Raw genomic sequence first — 17,260 nt, 5'->3', positions numbered from 1 at the left:
GGCGGCTCGATTTTCGTTGTGCGTGAACGCCGCCCGCCTGCTTCGCTTCGGCACCGCGGCGCTGGCGAGTATAGGTTTTGCTGAATGAATGTTCAATCGATTGACGAGATCGGATGCACCGGTGTTTACACCCATCGGCGATTTCATTATTGAAAAAACGTTCAACCCGTCATAACATCGACCGGCAGCCCCGCGGACGACGTGCGGGCCCGTTCCGAACCTCGGAGTGCACTGGATGACGACCACCCTCAGCCCCGCCGCCGAGCCGCGCCTGCGCTCGGCCTACGAAGGACAGAAGTCGCGCCCGTACGACCCGGCCGCGCCGATCGCGACGCCGCTCGAACTGCATCGCTGCATCGTGCAGCCCGAGTGGGTCGACTACAACGGCCACATGAGCGAGTCGTGCTACCTGCTCGTGTTCGGCGACAGCAGCGATGCGTTCTTCCGCTACTTCGGCATCGACGACGACTATCGCGACGCCGGCTGCTCGATCTATTCCGCGGAAACGCACATCCGCCACCTGCGCGAAGCGATGCTCGGCGAGCCGCTGCGGCTCACGGTGCGGCTGCTCGACCTCGACGATCGCCGGCTGCACGTGTTCCATTCGATGCATCACGCGACGACCGGCGCGCAACTCGCGACCGGCGAACAGCTGCTCACGCACGTGGACATGCGCGCGAAACGCTCGGCGCCGTTTCCGGACGCGATCCGCCGGCATCTCGACGCGATTCACGCCGAGCATGCGCGCGCGCCGCGCGAGCCGCACGCGGGCCGTGCGATCGCGATCCGCCGCGCGGCCCCTGCTGCTTCCGCTGCTTCCACTTCCAGCTGACCAAGCCGAACCACGACGGAGTTTTCCCATGCAGACGCACGACGCCTGGCGCAGCCGCGCCGGCCAGCTCGACATCGCTTCCCGCGCGTTCGTGGACGGCACGTTCCGCGACGCGCACGACGGCGCCACCTTCACATGCACGAGCCCGATCGACGGCCGCGTGCTCGCGCAGGTCGCGCATTGCCGCGCGGCCGACGCCGACCTCGCGGTCGCCGCCGCGCGGCGCGCGTTCGAAAGCGGCATCTGGCGCGACGCATCGCCGCGCGAACGCAAGCGCGTGCTGCTGCGCTGGGCCGCGTTGATCCGCGAGCACGCGAACGATCTCGCGCTGCTCGAAACGCTCGACACCGGCAAGCCGATCGGCGATACGACCACGATCGACATCCCGTCCACCGCGTATTGCGCCGAGTGGTTCGCCGAGGCGATCGACAAGACCGGCGGCGAAGTCGCTCCGGCCGACGCGCATCTCGTCGGGCTCGTCACGCGCGAGCCGATCGGCGTGGTCGCGGCTGTCGTGCCGTGGAATTTCCCCGCGATGATCGCGATGTGGAAATGCGCGCCCGCGCTCGCGGCGGGCAACAGCGTCGTGCTCAAGCCGTCCGAGAAGTCGCCGCTGAGCGCGCTGCGGCTCGCCGCGCTGGCCGTGCAGGCCGGGCTGCCGGCCGGCGTGCTGAACGTGCTGCCGGGGTTCGGCGATGCAGGCGAAGCGCTCGCGCGGCATCCGGACGTCGACTGCATCGCGTTTACCGGCTCGACCGCGGTCGGCCATAAAGTCGCGCGCTGCGCGGCCGATTCGAACCTGAAGCGCGTATGGCTCGAACTCGGCGGCAAGTCGCCGCAGATCGTGCTGCCCGATTGCCCCGATCTCGAACGCGCGGCGCGCACCGTCGCGCATGCGGTGTTCTACAACACCGGGCAGATGTGCACGGCGGGTTCGCGCCTGCTCGTCCATCGCGCGATCCGCGACGAACTGGTCGCGCGCGTGCTCGCGATCGCGCCCGAGTATGCGCCCGGCGATCCGCTGTCGCCCGACACGCGGATGGGCAGCCTGATCGACGCCGCCCAGGTCGAGCGCGTGCTCGGCTACGTCGACGCCGGCCGCGACGAGGCGACGCTGCTCGCGGGCGGCCGGCGCGCGCGCGCCGCGAGCGGCGGCCAGTACGTCGAGCCGACCGTGTTCGACTGTCCGCGGGCCGATGCGCGGATCGTGCGCGAGGAGATTTTCGGGCCGGTGCTGGCGGTGACGGCGTTCGACGATCTCGATACGGCCGTCGCGCTCGCGAACGACACGCGTTATGGGCTCGCGGCGTCGGTGTGGACCGCGAACCTGACGACCGCGCACGAAACCGCGCGGCGGCTGCGGGCCGGCACGGTGTGGGTGAACGGCTACGAGGAAACCGACGACATGAACTTCCCGTTCGGCGGCTTCAAGGAATCGGGCAACGGGCGCGACAACTCATTGCACGCGCTGGAGAAGTACACGGAGTTGAAGTCGACGGTGATCCGGTTGCGGTGATATCCAGCAGAATCTTCATTCGAACACGTCCGGCCCGGAGCGTTCATGAGCGGCGGGCTCGGTTGTCGCAGCTTCCTCGAAATCGGCATCAACCGGGCCGATCAGTGGCGTCAACCACGCCCAGCCTTGCGGCACGGGCTCGAGGATGACAGACGCGCCGTGCCGCCGAATCCGGACCTCCGTGGTATCGACGCGGAAATCCTTCGGCAAGCAAACAGCCTGCGATCCATCATGCTCGAAAATCCTGGCGGTCTCCATCTCGGCACTCCATGCATCGACAAAGCGTGGATATTTTGCCGACTGTGGGTCGCGGCGGCGGGTCGTGCGGTCGACATATTGGTGATGAACGGTCGCCTCTCGGCAAATCTGCTCGCGACGGGACACACGTAGCCGTACCCAATATCGGACATTCCGGCTCCACATTCATTCCCAACAGGAAACAATCAATCACCATCCGGCGATTCATCTCCCCGTCCGCGCGTTCTAGACTATCGGATCACTCCCCCACCGGACCCACGCAATGACCGATGTCCTGCCGCTGACCACCGACCCCGAATCCGGCCTCCAGTACCGGCTGCGCCCGGCCGCCGGCCGCCCCGCGGGCCGCCTGTTGCTGCTGCACGGCGTCGGCGGCAACGAAACCAACCTGCTGAACCTGGCCGCCACGATCGATCCGCGCGTCGAAATCGCGTTCGTGCGCGGGCCGCTGACGTTCGGCCCCGGCCAGCACGCGTGGTTTCCGGTGCGCTTCGGCCCGAACGGCCCGGAAATCGATGCGGCCCGCGCGGAGGCGAGCCGTGTGCAGTTGATCGCGCTGCTGCGCGCGTTGCGCGCGCGGGACACCGGGAACGAACCCGCCGCCTTGCCGACCGTGATCGCCGGCTTCAGCCAGGGCGGCATCATGAGCGCGAGCGTCGGTCTCACCTCGCCGGCCGACGTCGCCGCGTTCGCGGTGCTGTGCGGGCGCATCCTGCCGGAGATCGATCCGCTGATCCCGTCGCGCGATGCATTGAGCCCGCTGCACGCGCTGGTGATGCACGGCCGCTTCGACGACAAGCTGCCGGTCGCGTGGGCGAACACGGCCGACGCGAAACTGACGGCGCTCGGCGTCGCGCACGACACGCAGCTCTATGACGCCGGCCACGAGCTGACCGCGCAGATGGCCGGCGACTTCAGCCGCTGGGTCGGCGCACGCGCCGGGTTGAACTGATCGCACCGGGCGGTCGCCCGCCCGGGCCTGCCGTCAGACGTTGCTCGCCGGATCGGCAACGATCGGCACGCCAGCCTCGGCAGCAGCCTCTCGCGCGGCACCGCGTTTTGCCAGCTTCCAGCCGACCACCAGCGCGAGCACGACCACCGGAATCATCGCGACGGTCCACGTGCCGCCCGGGTAATCGAACGCCATCAGCACCAGCACGCTGACCAGGAACCCGAGCGTGAGCCACGACGTGAACGGCGCGCCGGGCATCCGGAACGACACGGGGCTCAGTTCGCCGCGATTGACCGCACGGCGGAACAGGATCTGGCACATCACGATGAAGCCCCAGGTCGTGATGATCCCGAGCGACGCCATGTTCAGCACGATCTCGAACGCCTGCGCCGGCACGATGTAATTCAGCGGCACGCCGATCGCATTGACCGCGACCGTGACCAGGATCCCGCCGTACGGCACGCCGCGCGCGTTCATCCGCGACACGAAGCGCGGCGCCGAGCCGCCCATCGCGAGCGAACGCAGCACGCGCCCGGTCGAATAGAGGCCGGAGTTCAGGCTCGACAGCGCGGCGGTCAGCACCACGATGTTCATCACCGTGCCGACGTACGGCACGCCGAGCTTGCTGAAGAACGTGACGAACGGGCTTTCGTGCGCGCTGTACGCGGTCCACGGCAGCAGCATCGTCAGCAGCACGACGGAGCCGACGTAGAACAGCGCGATGCGCCACATCACGCTGTTGATCGCCTTCGGCAGCACCTTGCGCGCATCGGCGGTCTCGCCGGCCGCGACGCCGACGAGCTCGATGCTCGCATACGCGAACACGACGCCCTGCACGATCAGCACCGCCGGCAGGATCCCGTGCGGGAAGATCCCGCCGTGATCCGCGATCAGGTGCAGCCCCGGCATCTGCCCGGCAACCGGATGGCCGCTCGCGAGAAACACGGCGCCGACCGCGAGGAACAGCGCGAGCGTCCCCACCTTGACGATCGAGAACCAGAACTCCATCTCGCCGAACACCTTCACGCCGATCATGTTCATCACCGACACGATCCCCAGCGCGCCGAGCGCGAACACCCACTGCGGCACGTCGGTGAACACGGCCCAGTACTTCATGTAGATCGCCACCGCGGTGATGTCGACGATGCCGGTGGTCGCCCAGTTCAGGTAGTACATCCAGCCCGCGACGAACGACGCGCGCTCGCCCATGAACTCCCGTGCGTACGACACGAACGAGCCGCTGGTCGGCCGGTGCATCACGAGCTCGCCGAGTGCGCGCATGATCAGGAAGGCGAATGCGCCGCACACGAGATACACGACGGCCAGCGCGGGCCCCGCGCTCTGCAGGCGGCCGCCCGCGCCGAGAAAGAGGCCGGTGCCGATCGCACCGCCCATCGCGATCATCTGCACGTGTCGGGGCTTCAGGTGCTGCGCATAGCCGGCTTCGTGCGACGCGAACATCGCATCGCGATCGGCGTGACGGGGGTCCGCGCCGCCGGCCGGGTCGGCCGCGCGCTCGCTGGCGTGCTTCATGGTGTGTCTCCGTTTCTTGATGTGTCGCGCCCGTCGACGGGCGCTCGGGAACGGCCGCGCGCGGGCCGCCGGCGGCAGGCGCCGGCGCCGCGCGGCCGGAATCAGTACGCGCGCGGACGGATCAGCGCTTCGGGCTGCAGCGCCTCGTCCAGTTGCGCGGCGGTCATCAGCTCGCGATCGAGCACGACTTCGCGGATCGACTTGCCGCTCGCGTGCGCCTCGGCGGCCACGGCGGTCGCGCGCTTGTAGCCGATGTACGGGTTCAGCGCGGTCGCGAGCGCGACCGACCGCTCCATCGTTTCGCGCAAGCGCTCGGGGTTCGCGGTGATTCCGCTCACGCAGCGGTCCGCGAGCGTCGTGCAGGCGGCCGTCAGATGGCCGAAGCTGCGGAACAGCGCGCTCGCGATCACCGGCTCGAACGCGTTGAGCTGAAGCTGGCCGGCCTCGGCGGCGAAGGTCACAGTCAGGTCGTTGCCGAACACTTCGAACGCGACCTGGTTCACGACTTCCGGAATCACCGGGTTCACCTTGCCCGGCATGATCGACGAGCCGGCCTGCACCGGCGGCAGGTTGATTTCGCCGAAGCCGGCACGCGGGCCGCTCGACAGCAGCCGCAGGTCGTTGCAGATCTTCGACAGCTTGACCGCGATCCGCTTCAGCACGCCGGAGACCTGCACGAACGCGCCGCAGTCCTGCGTCGCCTCGATCAGGTTCGGCGCGGTGCTCAGGTCCAGGCCGGTGATGCGGCGCAGCGCGGCCAGCGCCTTCTCCGCGTACTGCGGATGGGCGGTGATGCCGGTGCCGATCGCGGTCGCGCCGAGATTGATCTCGCGCATCAGCAAGCCGGCTTCCTGCAGGCGCGCGATGTCTTCCGTCACCATCACCGCGTAGGTCGAGAACTCCTGGCCGAGCGTCATCGGCACGGCGTCCTGCAACTGCGTGCGGCCGAGCTTCAACAGATCCGAGAACGCGTCGGCCTTCTCCGCGAACGCATCGCGCAGGCGCGCCATCGCGTCGAGCAGATGCTCGACCGCGAAGCAGGTCGCGATCCGGATCGCGGTCGGATAGACGTCGTTCGTGCTCTGCGCGAGATTGACGTGCTCGTTGGGATGCAGGTATTCGTACTGCCCGCGTGCGTGCCCCATGATCTCGAGCGCGCGGTTGCAGATCACCTCGTTGGCGTTCATGTTGGTCGACGTGCCGGCCCCGCCCTGGATGATGTCGACCACGAACTGGTCGTGCAGGCGGCCTTCGCGGATCTCGACACAGGCGGCGGCGATCGCGTCGCGATACGCGTGCGGCAGCAGCCCGAGCTCGCAGTTCGCGTCGGCCGCGGCTTCCTTCACCGCCGCGAGCGCCATGACGAGGTACGGCAGCGACGCGATCGTGCGCCCCGAAATGTCGAAGTTCTCCTTCGCGCGCAGCGTATGGACGCCGTAGTACGCCGACTCCGGAATGCTTCGTTTCCCTAAGAGATCCGCTTCGACGCGGAAGCCGTTTTCCGTCATGGGTGCCCCTCCTGAAATGTCTCGTGCCGCCGCGGCCAGGCGGCTGCGTTCACCGCTTCCCCGTGCGACGGGATCGCATTCTATGCCTTTGCATAAAGAAGCTCGCCTCTGTATTATCGAAAGCGGTTTTGCGTGGGATGCAACAACGAGAGACGAATGAAAACAATGGCAAGAGACACCGGCATCGATCACCTCGGCGCGATGCGCGCGTTCGTGCGGGTCGTCGAAATGGGGAGTTTTTCCGCGGTCGCGAAGGAGATGCACGTGTCGACGTCCACCGTCGCGCGCAAGATCACGGCGATCGAGGACGCACTGGGCGTCGCGCTGCTGCATCGCTCGACGCACAGCGTGACGCTGACCGAGGCCGGCCACATCTACCTGGAACGCGCGGTCACGCTGATCGCCGATCTCGACGACACGCTGCGCGTCGTCGCCGAGCTCAATTCGCAGCCGAGCGGCCCGCTGAAGCTCACCGCGCCGGTCGCATTCGGCCGCCGCCACCTCGCGCCGCTGATCGCGCCGTTTCTCGCACGCTACCCGACGATCCAGCTCGACGTGCGGCTCACCGACAACCACAACGACCTCGTCGCCGGCGGCTTCGACCTCGACATTCACGAGGGCGAGAACTACCTGGACAACCTGGTCGTCCACCGGTTGTCGCGCAACGACAGCATCCTGTGCGCGACGCCCGGCTATCTCAACCGCTGCGGGCGCCCCGCGACGCCGGACGACCTGCGGCATCACAACTGCCTGCGCTACGTGCACCCGGAAGGCGATCCGCGCTGGGAGCTCGTGCGCGGCGACGCGCGGCACAGCGTGCTGCCGGCCGGCAACCTCGTCACCGATCACTCGGAACTGCTGCTGGATGCGACCTGCGCGGGGCTCGGCATCGCCGAATTCGAGATCTGGCTGGTGCGCGACCTGCTCGCGAGCGGCCGGCTCGAAGCCGTGCTGCCGCGCTACCGGCTGCAGAACAAGCTGACGGGCGACTACATCTACATCGCGTATCTGTCGAACCGGCGCAGCTCGGCGAAGCTGCGCGTGCTGAAGGACTTCCTCATGGAGCATCTCGCGCACATCGGCGAGCTGTCGGAAGTCGAGCTGGCGAAGATTCGCAACGCGGGCGCGTAGCGGCTGCCGTCGCGCCGGCCGGCAACGCGGCGCCGCTGCGCACCGCGGCCCGCGGCCCGCGGCACCGGTGCGCCGACGCCCGTCAGGCCGGCTGCAATTCGAACGGGAACGTCGCGTGCCCGATCTCGACACCCTGCGTGTTCAGCATCTGCGGCCGGTGGAACGCGGCGAGCCGCGCGCGCTGCGCGTCCGTGCCGATCTGCAGACGCTCGAGCAGTTCGCTGACCATCATGTACAGCACGTCGATGTTGCCGTCCTCGATCTTCACCGAGAGGCCGAGCGCGCCGTCGGCGCCGAGCGCCCGCGTGCGCGCCGATGCGCGCACGCCGATCCCGTAGCACGCATCCGCACCGAGCTTGCCGACGACCTGCCCGTCGAACGCATCCATCAGCACCGTGCAGTAGCGCCCTTCTCCGGCGACCAGCTCCGGATGGGCCGTCATCGCATGATGAATGCGCGCCAGCGCGCGCACGCGACCGCTCGCCGCGGCGCCGCCGGCTGCCACCGTATCCGCGCCGTCGGCCAGCGACGCGTAAAGACGCGCGAGGCGATCGAGCGGGAACGCCGGCGTCGGCAGGTTGCAGCCGTCGATCGCCCAGTCGACCTCGTCGTCGGGCAGGCCGCACGCGTTGGCGACCACCTGCTTCACGCGCACCTGCATCGGATGCTCCGGCAGATGATAGTCGGCGATCGCGGCGCCGATCGCCCGCGCACCGGCCAGCATCCCGACATGCTTGCCCGAACAGTTGCTGCAGACGCCGGTCGGCGTGTAGTCGCGCTTGATCCACGACCGGTACACCGCGTCCGACAGCGGCGCATGCCCGCCGCACCGCAGATCCGACTCCTGCGCGTCGACCTTCTCCAGCATCGCCCGCGTGCGCGCGATGTGCCGCTCCTCGCTGCTGTGCGACGCGCACATCAACGCGATGTCCGCGTCGTCGAAACCGAACCGCTCAGGCGCGCCCGTCTCGATCACGGACAGCGCCTGGGCCGGCTTCGCCGCCGAGCGCGCGAGCGTCATCCGGTACGGATCGCCGAGCCGGAACAGCAGCTTGCCGCCGGCATCCACCACCGCCACGTCGGCGACGTGTTCATTCTCGATCGCCTTGCCGCGGTACGTCACGACCGCTGCGCGTTGGGTGTCCATCTGTCTTGTCTCCTTCGTCGGGGCCTGAATGCCGGGGCCCGTGCAACCGGTACGGCAGTGTATCGAGTCTGCCGCCGGGTCGAGCCGGTCGGCCGGTGGAAAGTGGTATTGCGCCGGATGCAAAGCCGTCGGCCCCTACGAAAACCTGATGGATTCAGTACACGGAGCCTTCGATCGCCAGCAGCGCGAACGTCGCGAGCCAGTGCTCGCCCATGTAATCGCCGGCCACGTGCGCGAGCGCGCTCGCGAGATGCCGGTCGGCCGCATCGAGCAGCCTCGCGCGCCGCGCATCGCCGTCCGGCAGCGCGCCGGCCAGCGCGCGCTGGCACCACGCGCGGCTCAGGTTCAAGCCGTCCAGATGCGCGATCTTGCCGTCGCTGCGGTCGCTGACCGTCGCCGGCACGAACAGCGTCGCCGGCTCGCCGCGCGCGAGATCCGGCAGGAAACGCGCGAACCAGCCGTCGAATTCGGCGGCCGGCAGCACGCGCCGCATCAGCTCCGCCTCCATCAGCGCGGGCGACAGGAACTCGTCGCCCGACGGCTCCCACGCCTGGCACGCGACATCGTTCAGGTGCCAGCGTTTCGCGGTATCGACGATCAGCGCCGCGAGCCCGTCGCGCTGCGTCGCGCGCGCGAAGTCGAGTGCGAGCGCCAGTGCGAACGCGGTGTTGAAGTGCGTGCCGACCCGCAGCGGATAGGTCGCCTTCGGCAGGAAGGTCTCGAAGCGCGCGACGAACAGGTCGGCGAGCGGCGCGATCGTCTTCGCCCAGCGGGCGGCCTGCGGCACCACGCCCTTCAGCGCGAGCCGCTCCAGCTGCGCGGACAGCGCCAGCAGCCACGCCCATCCGTACGGCCGCTCGAAGCCGCTGTTGTGCGGCAGCGCGAGATACGCGCGTTCGCCGGCGACGTTCGCGTCGGTGAAATGCGCGTCGACGACGGCGATGATCCGCTCGGCTTCCGCCAGCGCCGGATAGCGTTCGAGCACGCGCAGCACGAGCCAGTAGCCGTGCACGCACGAATGCCAGTCGTAGCTGCCGTAGAAGATCGGGTGCAATGCGCGCGGCCCCTGCACGTCGTGCGGGCCTTCGAGCGAATGAGTGAGCCTGTTCGGATATTCGCGGGTCAGGTGCGCGAGCGCGAGCGACGCGAATTTCGAGGCGAGTTCGGGGGTCAGTCGGTCGGTCATGGGCATCTCGTCAGAAGCGGAATACGAACGCGTACATCAGCAGCGTGTTGACGGCCAGCAGCAGCACGGCGGTCGGCCACTGCGCCTTGATCACGCCGTTCTTGTCCTTCAGTTCGAGCAGCGCGGCCGGCACGATGTTGAAGTTCGCGGCCATCGGCGTCATCAGCGTATCGCAGAAGCCGCTCGGCATCCCGATCGCGCCGAGGATCGCATCCCGCCCGCCAGCCCCGTCGCGAGGCCCGCGATCGTCGCCACCAGCAGCGCGTTGAAGCGCAGCGCGAAACCGATCACGACGATCGGCACGCCAATCAGCACCAGCATTGCTCCTCCTTGTGTTGGATGCGCGGCGCCGTGACGACGTGCTGTCCGCCCGGTTTCGACCGGGTTCAGGCCGCAAAATCCAACACCAGATTTTATCGATAAAAAGTCGACAATTTAAGGCTTCGACTAAACCTTGAAACCTGTACTACCGTGCGCCGGCCTTGTGCCTGCCGTATGTCAGCCGTGTGCCAGCCGTGTGTCAGCGGTGTTTCGACCGTGTGCGGCCCGAGCGGGCGGCAGCGGGCGGCAGCGGGCGGCAGCGGGCGGCAGCGGGCGGCAACGGCGGCGCGCGCGGCATGCACGCTTGCGCCGCGCGAACCGCGGGCGGCCCGCGCGGCCGCCGCGCATGGCGGAGCGCCGGTGCGCCGACTAAACTGGAAGGCATCGGCAACGTTCGGGAGAGCCGCCATGATTGACGTATTCCAGACCATCGGCAGCCGCGCGTTCTCCGCTCATCTGGCGAAGGACGGGATGGTGACGCTGATGGAACAACGCCACGAAGTCGACCGCGTGACGCTCGCGACCGCCTATGCCGCGCTCGTCGAGGAATCGGAGCAGGAGGCCGACCTGCTCGACGCAACCGTCGAAGGGATGATGCGCGCGCTGATCCAGGGGTACGCGCGCAGCCATTGATCGACTGAACGCGCCCCCGGGCGCGGTGCGCCGGCCTGCGCGGCCGGCTCGCCGACGCCCGCGCATGCGCCCGCCCGTTTCCCGCCGAAACGAACGCGCCGGCAACGGGTTTCCGCACTGCCGCATCGTCCCGCAGATGGCCGTCCGCCTTCGCGGGCGGCAAAAAATGTCGCCCCGGAATAGAGAAAAGGGGCTGAAACGACGCAATGCGCAATTTTTTCGATTGCCGCCGCTCGCGCCGCATGACAGCATGCGGACGTCGCCAATCGAAAAGAATTCCGTGCCGCGCGCCCGCCGATGCCGTTCGGCGGCGCCGAACCGGCACTGCCTTTCATGAACCCGGCCCATACCCAACACTACGAACCGACCGGAGCATCCCGCTTGTGAATATCGGCATCGTCAACGACCTCCCGCTTGCCGTCGAGGCGATGCGCCGCGCGCTCGCGCGCCGGCCCGAGCATCGCGTGCTGTGGGTCGCGACCGACGGCGCGCAAGCCGTCGAACTGTGCGCCGCGCAACCGCCCGATGTCGTGCTGATGGACCTGGTCATGCCGAAGTGCGACGGGATCGAGGCGACGCGGCGGATCATGCGTTCCGCCCGCCCGTGCGCGATCCTGATCGTGACGAGCTGCATCGGCGCGAACGCATGGCGCGTGTTCGAAGCGATGGGTGCCGGCGCGCTCGACGCGGTCGATACGCCTCGCCTCGGCGAAGACGCGGCCGGCGACACCGCGCGGCTGCTGCTCGCCAAGATCGACCAGATCGGCCGCCTGCTCGACGCGCCCGGCGGTGTCCGCGCGGCCGGCACGGCCTCGCGCACGGGCGGCGGCCCGCTGATCGCGATCGGCGCGTCCGCCGGCGGCCCCGGCGCGCTCGCGTCGATCCTCGGCAGCCTGCCGGCCGACTTCAGCGCGCCGATCGTGATCGTCCAGCACGTCGATCGCGCGTTCGCCGAAGGCATGGCGCAATGGCTCGACGGCCAGACGCCGCTGACCGTGCGCGTCGCGCACGAAGGCGACCGCCCGCAGCCGGGCGTCGCGCTGCTCGCGGCGACCGACGATCACCTGCGCATCACGCGCACCGGCACGCTCGAATACACGCGCGAACCGGCCGCCACGCCGTACCGGCCGTCGGTCGACGTGTTCTTCAACAGCCTGACCGAGCACTGGCCGGGCCGCGTGATCGGCGTGCTGCTGACCGGCATGGGACGCGACGGCGCGATCGGCCTGAAGGCCCTGCGGATGAAGGGCTATCACACGATCGCGCAGGACGAGGCGACCAGCGCCGTCTACGGCATGCCGAAGGCGGCCGCGACGCTCGGCGCGGCCCGCGCGATCCTGCCGCTCGAGCGCATCGCGGGCGAGCTGGCGGCACTCGCGCGAATCTGAACCCAATGAAACCCTGTCACACCCGTCGCAGCCATGGCGCGACCCTGCATCAATCATGACCAGCGACCTCACCCGCCCGCCCGGCAGCCTGCAGGCGGCGTTCGACGCCTTGCACGTGCCGCCCACGCCGCACGCCGACACCCCCGCGATGGTCCTGCTCGTCGACGACCAGACGATCGTCGCGGAAGCCATCCGGCGCGCGCTCGTCGACGAGGACGGCATCGACTTCCACTACTGCCCGCGCTCGGACGACGCGCTGGCGACCGCGATCGAGACGCGGCCGACCGTGATCCTGCAGGATCTCGTGATGCCCGGCATCGACGGGCTGAGCCTCGTGAAGGCATACCGCGCGAATCCGGCGACGCGTGACGTGCCGATCATCGTGCTGTCGACGCAGGAAGAGCCGGTGATCAAGAGCGCCGCGTTCGCGGCCGGCGCGAACGACTATCTCGTGAAACTGCCCGACCGCATCGAGCTGGTCGCGCGGATCCGCTATCACTCGCGCTCGTACATGAACCTGCTGCAGCGCGACGAGGCCTACCGCGCGCTGCGGCAATCGCAGCAGCAACTGCTCGAGGCCAATCTCGAACTGCGGCGCCTCACGCATTCGGACGGCCTGACCGGGCTGTCGAACCGCCGCTATCTCGACGAATACCTGGCCGCCGAATGGCGGCGCGGCACGCGCGAGCGCAGCGAGCTGTCGCTGCTGATGATCGACGTCGACAACTTCAAGCTGTACAACGACACGTACGGCCACGTGTCGGGCGACAGCGTGCTCAAGCAGGTCGCGACGACCATCGAACGCTGTCTCGGGCAGTCCGGCGATCTCGCCGCGCGTTTCGGCGGCGAGGAGTTCGCGGTCGTGATGCCGGCCACGTCGCCGGGCGCCGCGCGGCTGCTCGGCGAGAAGATCCGCCTCGCGGTCGAGTCGCTGCGGCTCGAGCATGTGCACGCGTCGACGGGTCGCTACGTGACGATCAGCATCGGCGGCGCGAGCATCGTGCCGGCCCCCGGCCTGCCGACCACCGCTCTGATCGAGGCGGCCGATCGCGCGCTGTATCGCGCGAAGCACGACGGCAAGAATCGCGTCGAGATCGACGCGCCGCCGGCGCCCCCGGTTCCGCCCGCCGGCGGCGGTTTCGCCTGAACGCCTACACGGTGACGAGCCGGCGCGCGTAATCGGTCGGATCGAGCGGCCGGCCGAACAGGTAGCCCTGCTGCATGTCGCAGCCGATCTGCTGCAGGAACCACGACTGCGCCTGGGTCTCGACGCCTTCCGCGGTGACCTTCATCCCGAGGGAATGCGCCATCGCGACGACGGCCTGCGTGATCGCGACCGAGTCGCGATGATCGGGCACGCCCGATACGAACGAACGGTCGACCTTCAGGTTGTGCAGCGGGAAACGCTTCAGGTAGGCGAGCGACGAGTAGCCGGTGCCGAAATCGTCGACCGAGATCCGCACGTTCATGTCCGTGAGCGCTTCGAGCATCGGCAGCACGGTGTCCGTGTCGTTCATCAGTAGTCCTTCGGTAATCTCCAGTTCGAGCGCCCCCGGATCGAGCTGCGTCTGCGCGAGGCAGTGGTAGACCGACTCGACGAGCCCCTCGTGGAACTGCCGCGGCGACAGGTTGACCGCGAGCGTCAGGTCGGGCGCGATCGTGCGGCGCCATTCGGCGGCCTGCCGGCAGGCCGTTTCGAGCACCCACTGGCCGATCGCGACGATCAGCCCGGTATCTTCCGCGACCGGAATGAATTCCGCCGGCGACATCGGCCCGAGTTCGGGGCTCGTCCAGCGCAGCAACGCTTCGGCGCCGACCGTGCGGCCGCTGCGCGCGTCGACGACCGGCTGGTACGCGAGCCGCAGCATGTCCGACGAGAACGCGCGCCGCAGCGACTGCTCGATCGCGAAGCGGCGTTGGAGGCGCTGGTTCAGCTGCGCGGTGAAGAACGTGAAGTGGTTGCGGCCGCGCTGCTTCGCGTCGTACATCGCGGAGTCGGCGTTGCGCATCAGCGTGACCGAATCGTCTCCATCGCGCGGCGCGACGCTGATGCCGATCGACACGCCGAGCCAGTATTCGTTGTTCGCGATCTCGAACGGCTGCGCGATCGTGTCGATCACCTCGCGCGCGAGCACGGCCAGCTCGTCGGGATCGTCGCAGTGGTCGACGAGGATCACGAACTCGTCGCCGCCGACGCGCGTGAGCGCGTGGCGCCCGCCCGCGCAGGCCGCGAGGCGCGCCGCGACGCTGCGCAAGAGCGCGTCGCCGGCCTCGTGGCCAGCCGTGTCGTTGACCTTCTTGAAGCCGACGAGATCGAGGAACAGGATCGCGACATGCGCAGGCCCGGCCGCCGCCTCGCGCGCGCCGAACAGCTCGCGCATCCGTTCGGAGAGCCAGCGCCGGTTGTAGAGGCCCGTCAGCGCGTCGCGCGTCGCCAGGTAGCGCAGTTGCTGCTGCGCTTCGCGCACGGGGCCGATGTCGTGAAACGACACGAGCACCGATTCGGGCTGCGTCTCGCCCGGTTTCACGATCGGCACCGCGTTGCCGCGCACCCAGATGACGTCGCCGTCGGCGAGCCCGAAGCCGACCGAGTAGTCGAGCTGCGGCATGGCCGTGGTGAACGCGAGCCGGCTCGGCCAGTCGTCGGGGGCGAGCGGTGTGCCGTCCTCGCGCAGCTTGTACAGGATCACCGTCGACAGCCGGCGGCCGACGAGGTCGCCCTTCGCACGCATCATCCGGTTCGCGCTCGGATTGCTCGCGATCACGATGCCGTCGCGCGACACGACGAGAATCCCTTCGTTCAGGCTGTTGACGACCAGGCGGTGATGTTCCTCGCTGCGCGCGAGCTGCCGCGCGATCCAGTCCTGGTGCACCGCGAGGCCGACGCTGTTGCCGATATCGCGCAGCAGGTCGGTTTCGGTGTCGGTGGGCCGCCGCGGCGTACGGTGATAGACGGCGAATGCGCCGAGCACGGTGCCCGTATCGTCCAGGAACGGCACCGACCAGCACGCGCGCAGGCCGTGCGGCAACGCGAACGAACGGTAGGCAGCCCACAGCGGATCGGTTTCGATGTCTTCGACGGCGATCATCCGGCGCTCGAACATCGCCGTGCCGCACGAGCCCGCGGCGGGCCCGATCGATGCGCCGTCGATCGCCGCGCTGTACTGCACGGGCAGCGACGGCGCGGCACCGACGTGCACGTGCACGCCGTCCGCGTCGAGCAGCAGGATCGTGCACGACGCGCCGTCGCCGAGCAGCGCCTCGGCGCGCCGGCAGACCTCGACGAGCAGTTCCGGCAGTGGTGTATTGCGTGTGATCAGCCTCAGCACGCTTTGCTCGGATGCGAGCACTTCCGCTGCGAGGCCGAGACTGTAGCGAGAACTTTGCGGTTCGGTATTCAAGATGAATCCTGCCGTCAGTTCGACCGGGTCTGATGCGCCCGATTCGTAGCGATTCTTCGTGCCGTATATCGCCCCGAGTCGACTCGCCCCCCCGGTGCGCCCCCATTGCACGCCGGTCACGGCGCGCCAAAATATATTTAACACCAATCCGCGCCCGCTGGCGTACCCGCGCGCATCGAGGGTATACGCGTGGTCGCGGCCGGCGGGACGCCGCCGCTATTTGTCAGACGATTACTTATAGCGCACCGCCCCCGCCGGCCGCCGTCAGTCCTTGCGAATATGTTCGGCGAGGAAGTCGATCAGCAGCCGCACGCGCGGCAGGAGCCCGCGCCGGGACGGGAACACCGCGTGAATCACGCCGCCCTTCGGCGCCCACCCCGGCAGCACGTCGATCAGCGTGCCGTCGCGCAGGTCGTCCTCGATGACCATGCACGGCAACTGCACGATGCCGACGCCATGAATCGCCGCGTCGCGCAACGCGTGCATGTCGTCGGAGATGTAGCGCGGATGATGGCGCAGCTGCGCCTGCTCGCCGTTCGGCCCGACCAGCTGCCACACGTGCTGCCGCGGCGGCCCCCAGTCGAGGCTCGGCTCGCCGGCCAGCTCGGCCGGGTCGGCCGGGACCGTGCGTCCGGCCAGCCACTGCGGCGCGGCCACCAGCCGCTGCGGGCTGTCGCCGAGAATCCGCATCACGAGGTCGCTGTCCTCCAGTGGCGGGAAACGCACGCGCAGCGCCAGGTCGAAGCCTTCGCTCAGCAGGTCGACCCGGCGGTTCGTCGCTTCGAGATGCACGTGTACCGCCGGATGGATCGCCATGAAGCGCGCGACGAGCTCGCTCACGCGATATTCGAGCAGCGCGGTCGGGCAGCTCACGCGGACGATCCCGCGCGGCTCCGCGTGCCGGCGCTCGATCACCTCGCGCGCCGCGTCGGCCTCGACCAGCACCGCGAGGCAGCGTTCGTAGAATTCGCGGCCGGTTTCCGTGACCGTGAAATGACGCGTCGTCCGCTGCAGCAGCCGCACGTCGTAGTGCGCTTCCAGCGCGGCGATGCGCCGGCTCAGCGTCGACTTCGGGACATCCAGCGCCCGCCCCGCTTGCGTGAAGCCGCCGTGCTCGACCACCTTCACGAAATAGTAGAGGTCGTTCAGGTCATCCATGATTGTTCCACCCATAGAACACTGACGGCATTCTACGGGACTGGAAACCCGGTTGTTGCGCGCATAGCATCGTTCTTCGATGGGGATCGATTGCGCGAACGCGACCGGAGATTTTCCCTGACGGGTGCCTCGCGCGCCGAATCGATTGACTAAGCTTGGAGCATTCGCCCGCCGCGCGCACCGTATCGGACGTGTGCGACAGCACGGGCGCCCCGCCGCGACGACGATCCCGACGCCGCGCCCGCCCACCCTGGATCCTCGGGATTTCTCTCACTTCCTGTCCTGTTTCTGGAGGC

Annotated in this window: 14 protein-coding genes and 2 pseudogenes; 7 read left to right on the top strand and 9 right to left on the bottom strand. The window is 68.7% G+C overall.

All coding sequences use genetic code 11. From position 1 onward, the window contains the following. The first annotated feature begins 235 nt into the window (after nt 1-235). Both U4Z31_RS25320 and U4Z31_RS25315 read left to right on the top strand, forming a co-directional pair. A complete protein-coding gene (locus U4Z31_RS25320) occupies nt 236-832 on the top strand; it encodes a thioesterase family protein (protein WP_321811695.1) in 597 nt (198 codons plus the stop codon). A gap of 28 nt (nt 833-860) precedes the next feature. Beyond that, nucleotides 861-2,348 carry an aldehyde dehydrogenase gene (locus U4Z31_RS25315; RefSeq protein ID WP_044843918.1) on the top strand — a complete coding sequence of 496 codons (1,488 nt, stop codon included), beginning with the start codon at nt 861-863 and terminating at the stop codon, nt 2,346-2,348. 15 nt (nt 2,349-2,363) lie between these two features. Here the strand turns inward: U4Z31_RS25315 and U4Z31_RS25310 are convergent, their stop codons facing one another. Next, entirely contained in the window at nt 2,364-2,606 is a 243-nt protein-coding gene (locus U4Z31_RS25310; protein ID WP_321811694.1) for an AbrB/MazE/SpoVT family DNA-binding domain-containing protein, read from the bottom strand. 262 nt (nt 2,607-2,868) lie between these two features. Here U4Z31_RS25310 and U4Z31_RS25305 point away from each other — a divergent pair, with 262 nt between their 5' ends. Next, on the top strand, nt 2,869-3,558 hold the full coding sequence (locus U4Z31_RS25305; RefSeq protein WP_321811693.1) for a phospholipase: 690 nt from the start codon (nt 2,869-2,871) through the stop codon (nt 3,556-3,558). A gap of 33 nt (nt 3,559-3,591) precedes the next feature. Here the strand turns inward: U4Z31_RS25305 and U4Z31_RS25300 are convergent, their stop codons facing one another. Further along, a complete protein-coding gene (locus U4Z31_RS25300) occupies nt 3,592-5,091 on the bottom strand; it encodes an amino acid permease (RefSeq protein WP_321811692.1) in 1,500 nt (499 codons plus the stop codon). A 101-nt stretch (nt 5,092-5,192) separates the two neighbouring features. Continuing rightward, on the bottom strand, nt 5,193-6,599 hold the full coding sequence (gene aspA / locus U4Z31_RS25295) for an aspartate ammonia-lyase (protein WP_321811691.1): 1,407 nt from the start codon (nt 6,597-6,599) through the stop codon (nt 5,193-5,195). 156 nt (nt 6,600-6,755) lie between these two features. On the opposite strand from aspA, the gene U4Z31_RS25290 reads away from it, so the two are divergent. Continuing rightward, a complete protein-coding gene (locus U4Z31_RS25290) occupies nt 6,756-7,730 on the top strand; it encodes a LysR family transcriptional regulator (RefSeq protein WP_321811690.1) in 975 nt (324 codons plus the stop codon). Between the two features lie 82 nt (nt 7,731-7,812). Here U4Z31_RS25290 and U4Z31_RS25285 read toward each other — a convergent pair whose 3' ends face one another. The 4 genes and pseudogenes from U4Z31_RS25285 to U4Z31_RS25270 form a co-directional block, all read right to left on the bottom strand. Continuing rightward, on the bottom strand, nt 7,813-8,877 hold the full coding sequence (locus U4Z31_RS25285; RefSeq protein ID WP_321811689.1) for an asparaginase: 1,065 nt from the start codon (nt 8,875-8,877) through the stop codon (nt 7,813-7,815). Nucleotides 8,878-9,031: 154 nt separating this feature from the next. Next, nucleotides 9,032-10,063, bottom strand: a complete 1,032-nt coding sequence (locus tag U4Z31_RS25280; protein ID WP_321811688.1) for a DUF2891 domain-containing protein — start codon at nt 10,061-10,063, stop codon at nt 9,032-9,034. 10 nt (nt 10,064-10,073) lie between these two features. After that, nucleotides 10,074-10,283: pseudogene (locus tag U4Z31_RS25275) on the bottom strand (5-oxoproline transporter, DUF979 family subunit); the annotation flags it as partial. Then, a pseudogene (locus tag U4Z31_RS25270) lies at nt 10,274-10,384 on the bottom strand (5-oxoproline transporter, DUF969 family subunit); the annotation flags it as partial. The pseudogenes U4Z31_RS25270 and U4Z31_RS25275, both read right to left, overlap by 10 nt. A gap of 408 nt (nt 10,385-10,792) precedes the next feature. Here U4Z31_RS25270 and U4Z31_RS25265 point away from each other — a divergent pair. The 3 genes from U4Z31_RS25265 to U4Z31_RS25255 all read left to right on the top strand — a co-directional run bounded on the left by U4Z31_RS25265 (nt 10,793) and on the right by U4Z31_RS25255 (nt 13,552). Beyond that, nucleotides 10,793-11,017 (top strand): hypothetical protein, encoded by a 225-nt coding sequence (locus U4Z31_RS25265; RefSeq protein WP_039357299.1) that lies wholly within the window; start codon nt 10,793-10,795, stop codon nt 11,015-11,017. Nucleotides 11,018-11,400: 383 nt separating this feature from the next. After that, complete coding sequence (locus U4Z31_RS25260) at nt 11,401-12,405, top strand: chemotaxis response regulator protein-glutamate methylesterase (protein WP_044843909.1); 1,005 nt, start codon at nt 11,401-11,403, stop codon at nt 12,403-12,405. Nucleotides 12,406-12,460: 55 nt separating this feature from the next. Continuing rightward, nucleotides 12,461-13,552 carry a diguanylate cyclase domain-containing protein gene (locus U4Z31_RS25255; RefSeq protein ID WP_124488875.1) on the top strand — a complete coding sequence of 364 codons (1,092 nt, stop codon included), beginning with the start codon at nt 12,461-12,463 and terminating at the stop codon, nt 13,550-13,552. A 4-nt stretch (nt 13,553-13,556) separates the two neighbouring features. Here the strand turns inward: U4Z31_RS25255 and U4Z31_RS25250 are convergent, their stop codons facing one another. Both U4Z31_RS25250 and U4Z31_RS25245 read right to left on the bottom strand, forming a co-directional pair. Next, nucleotides 13,557-15,806 (bottom strand): putative bifunctional diguanylate cyclase/phosphodiesterase, encoded by a 2,250-nt coding sequence (locus U4Z31_RS25250; protein WP_044843907.1) that lies wholly within the window; start codon nt 15,804-15,806, stop codon nt 13,557-13,559. Nucleotides 15,807-16,070: 264 nt separating this feature from the next. Beyond that, the gene (locus U4Z31_RS25245) at nt 16,071-16,964 is read right to left on the bottom strand and encodes a LysR substrate-binding domain-containing protein (protein WP_044843906.1); all 894 of its coding nucleotides are present in this window, start codon (nt 16,962-16,964) and stop codon (nt 16,071-16,073) included. Between the last annotated feature and the right edge of the window lie 296 nt (nt 16,965-17,260).

Source organism: Burkholderia sp. BCC1985 (assembly GCF_905339915.1).
Classification (GTDB): domain Bacteria; phylum Pseudomonadota; class Gammaproteobacteria; order Burkholderiales; family Burkholderiaceae; genus Burkholderia.
This window is presented reverse-complemented; position numbering and strand designations above follow the sequence as displayed.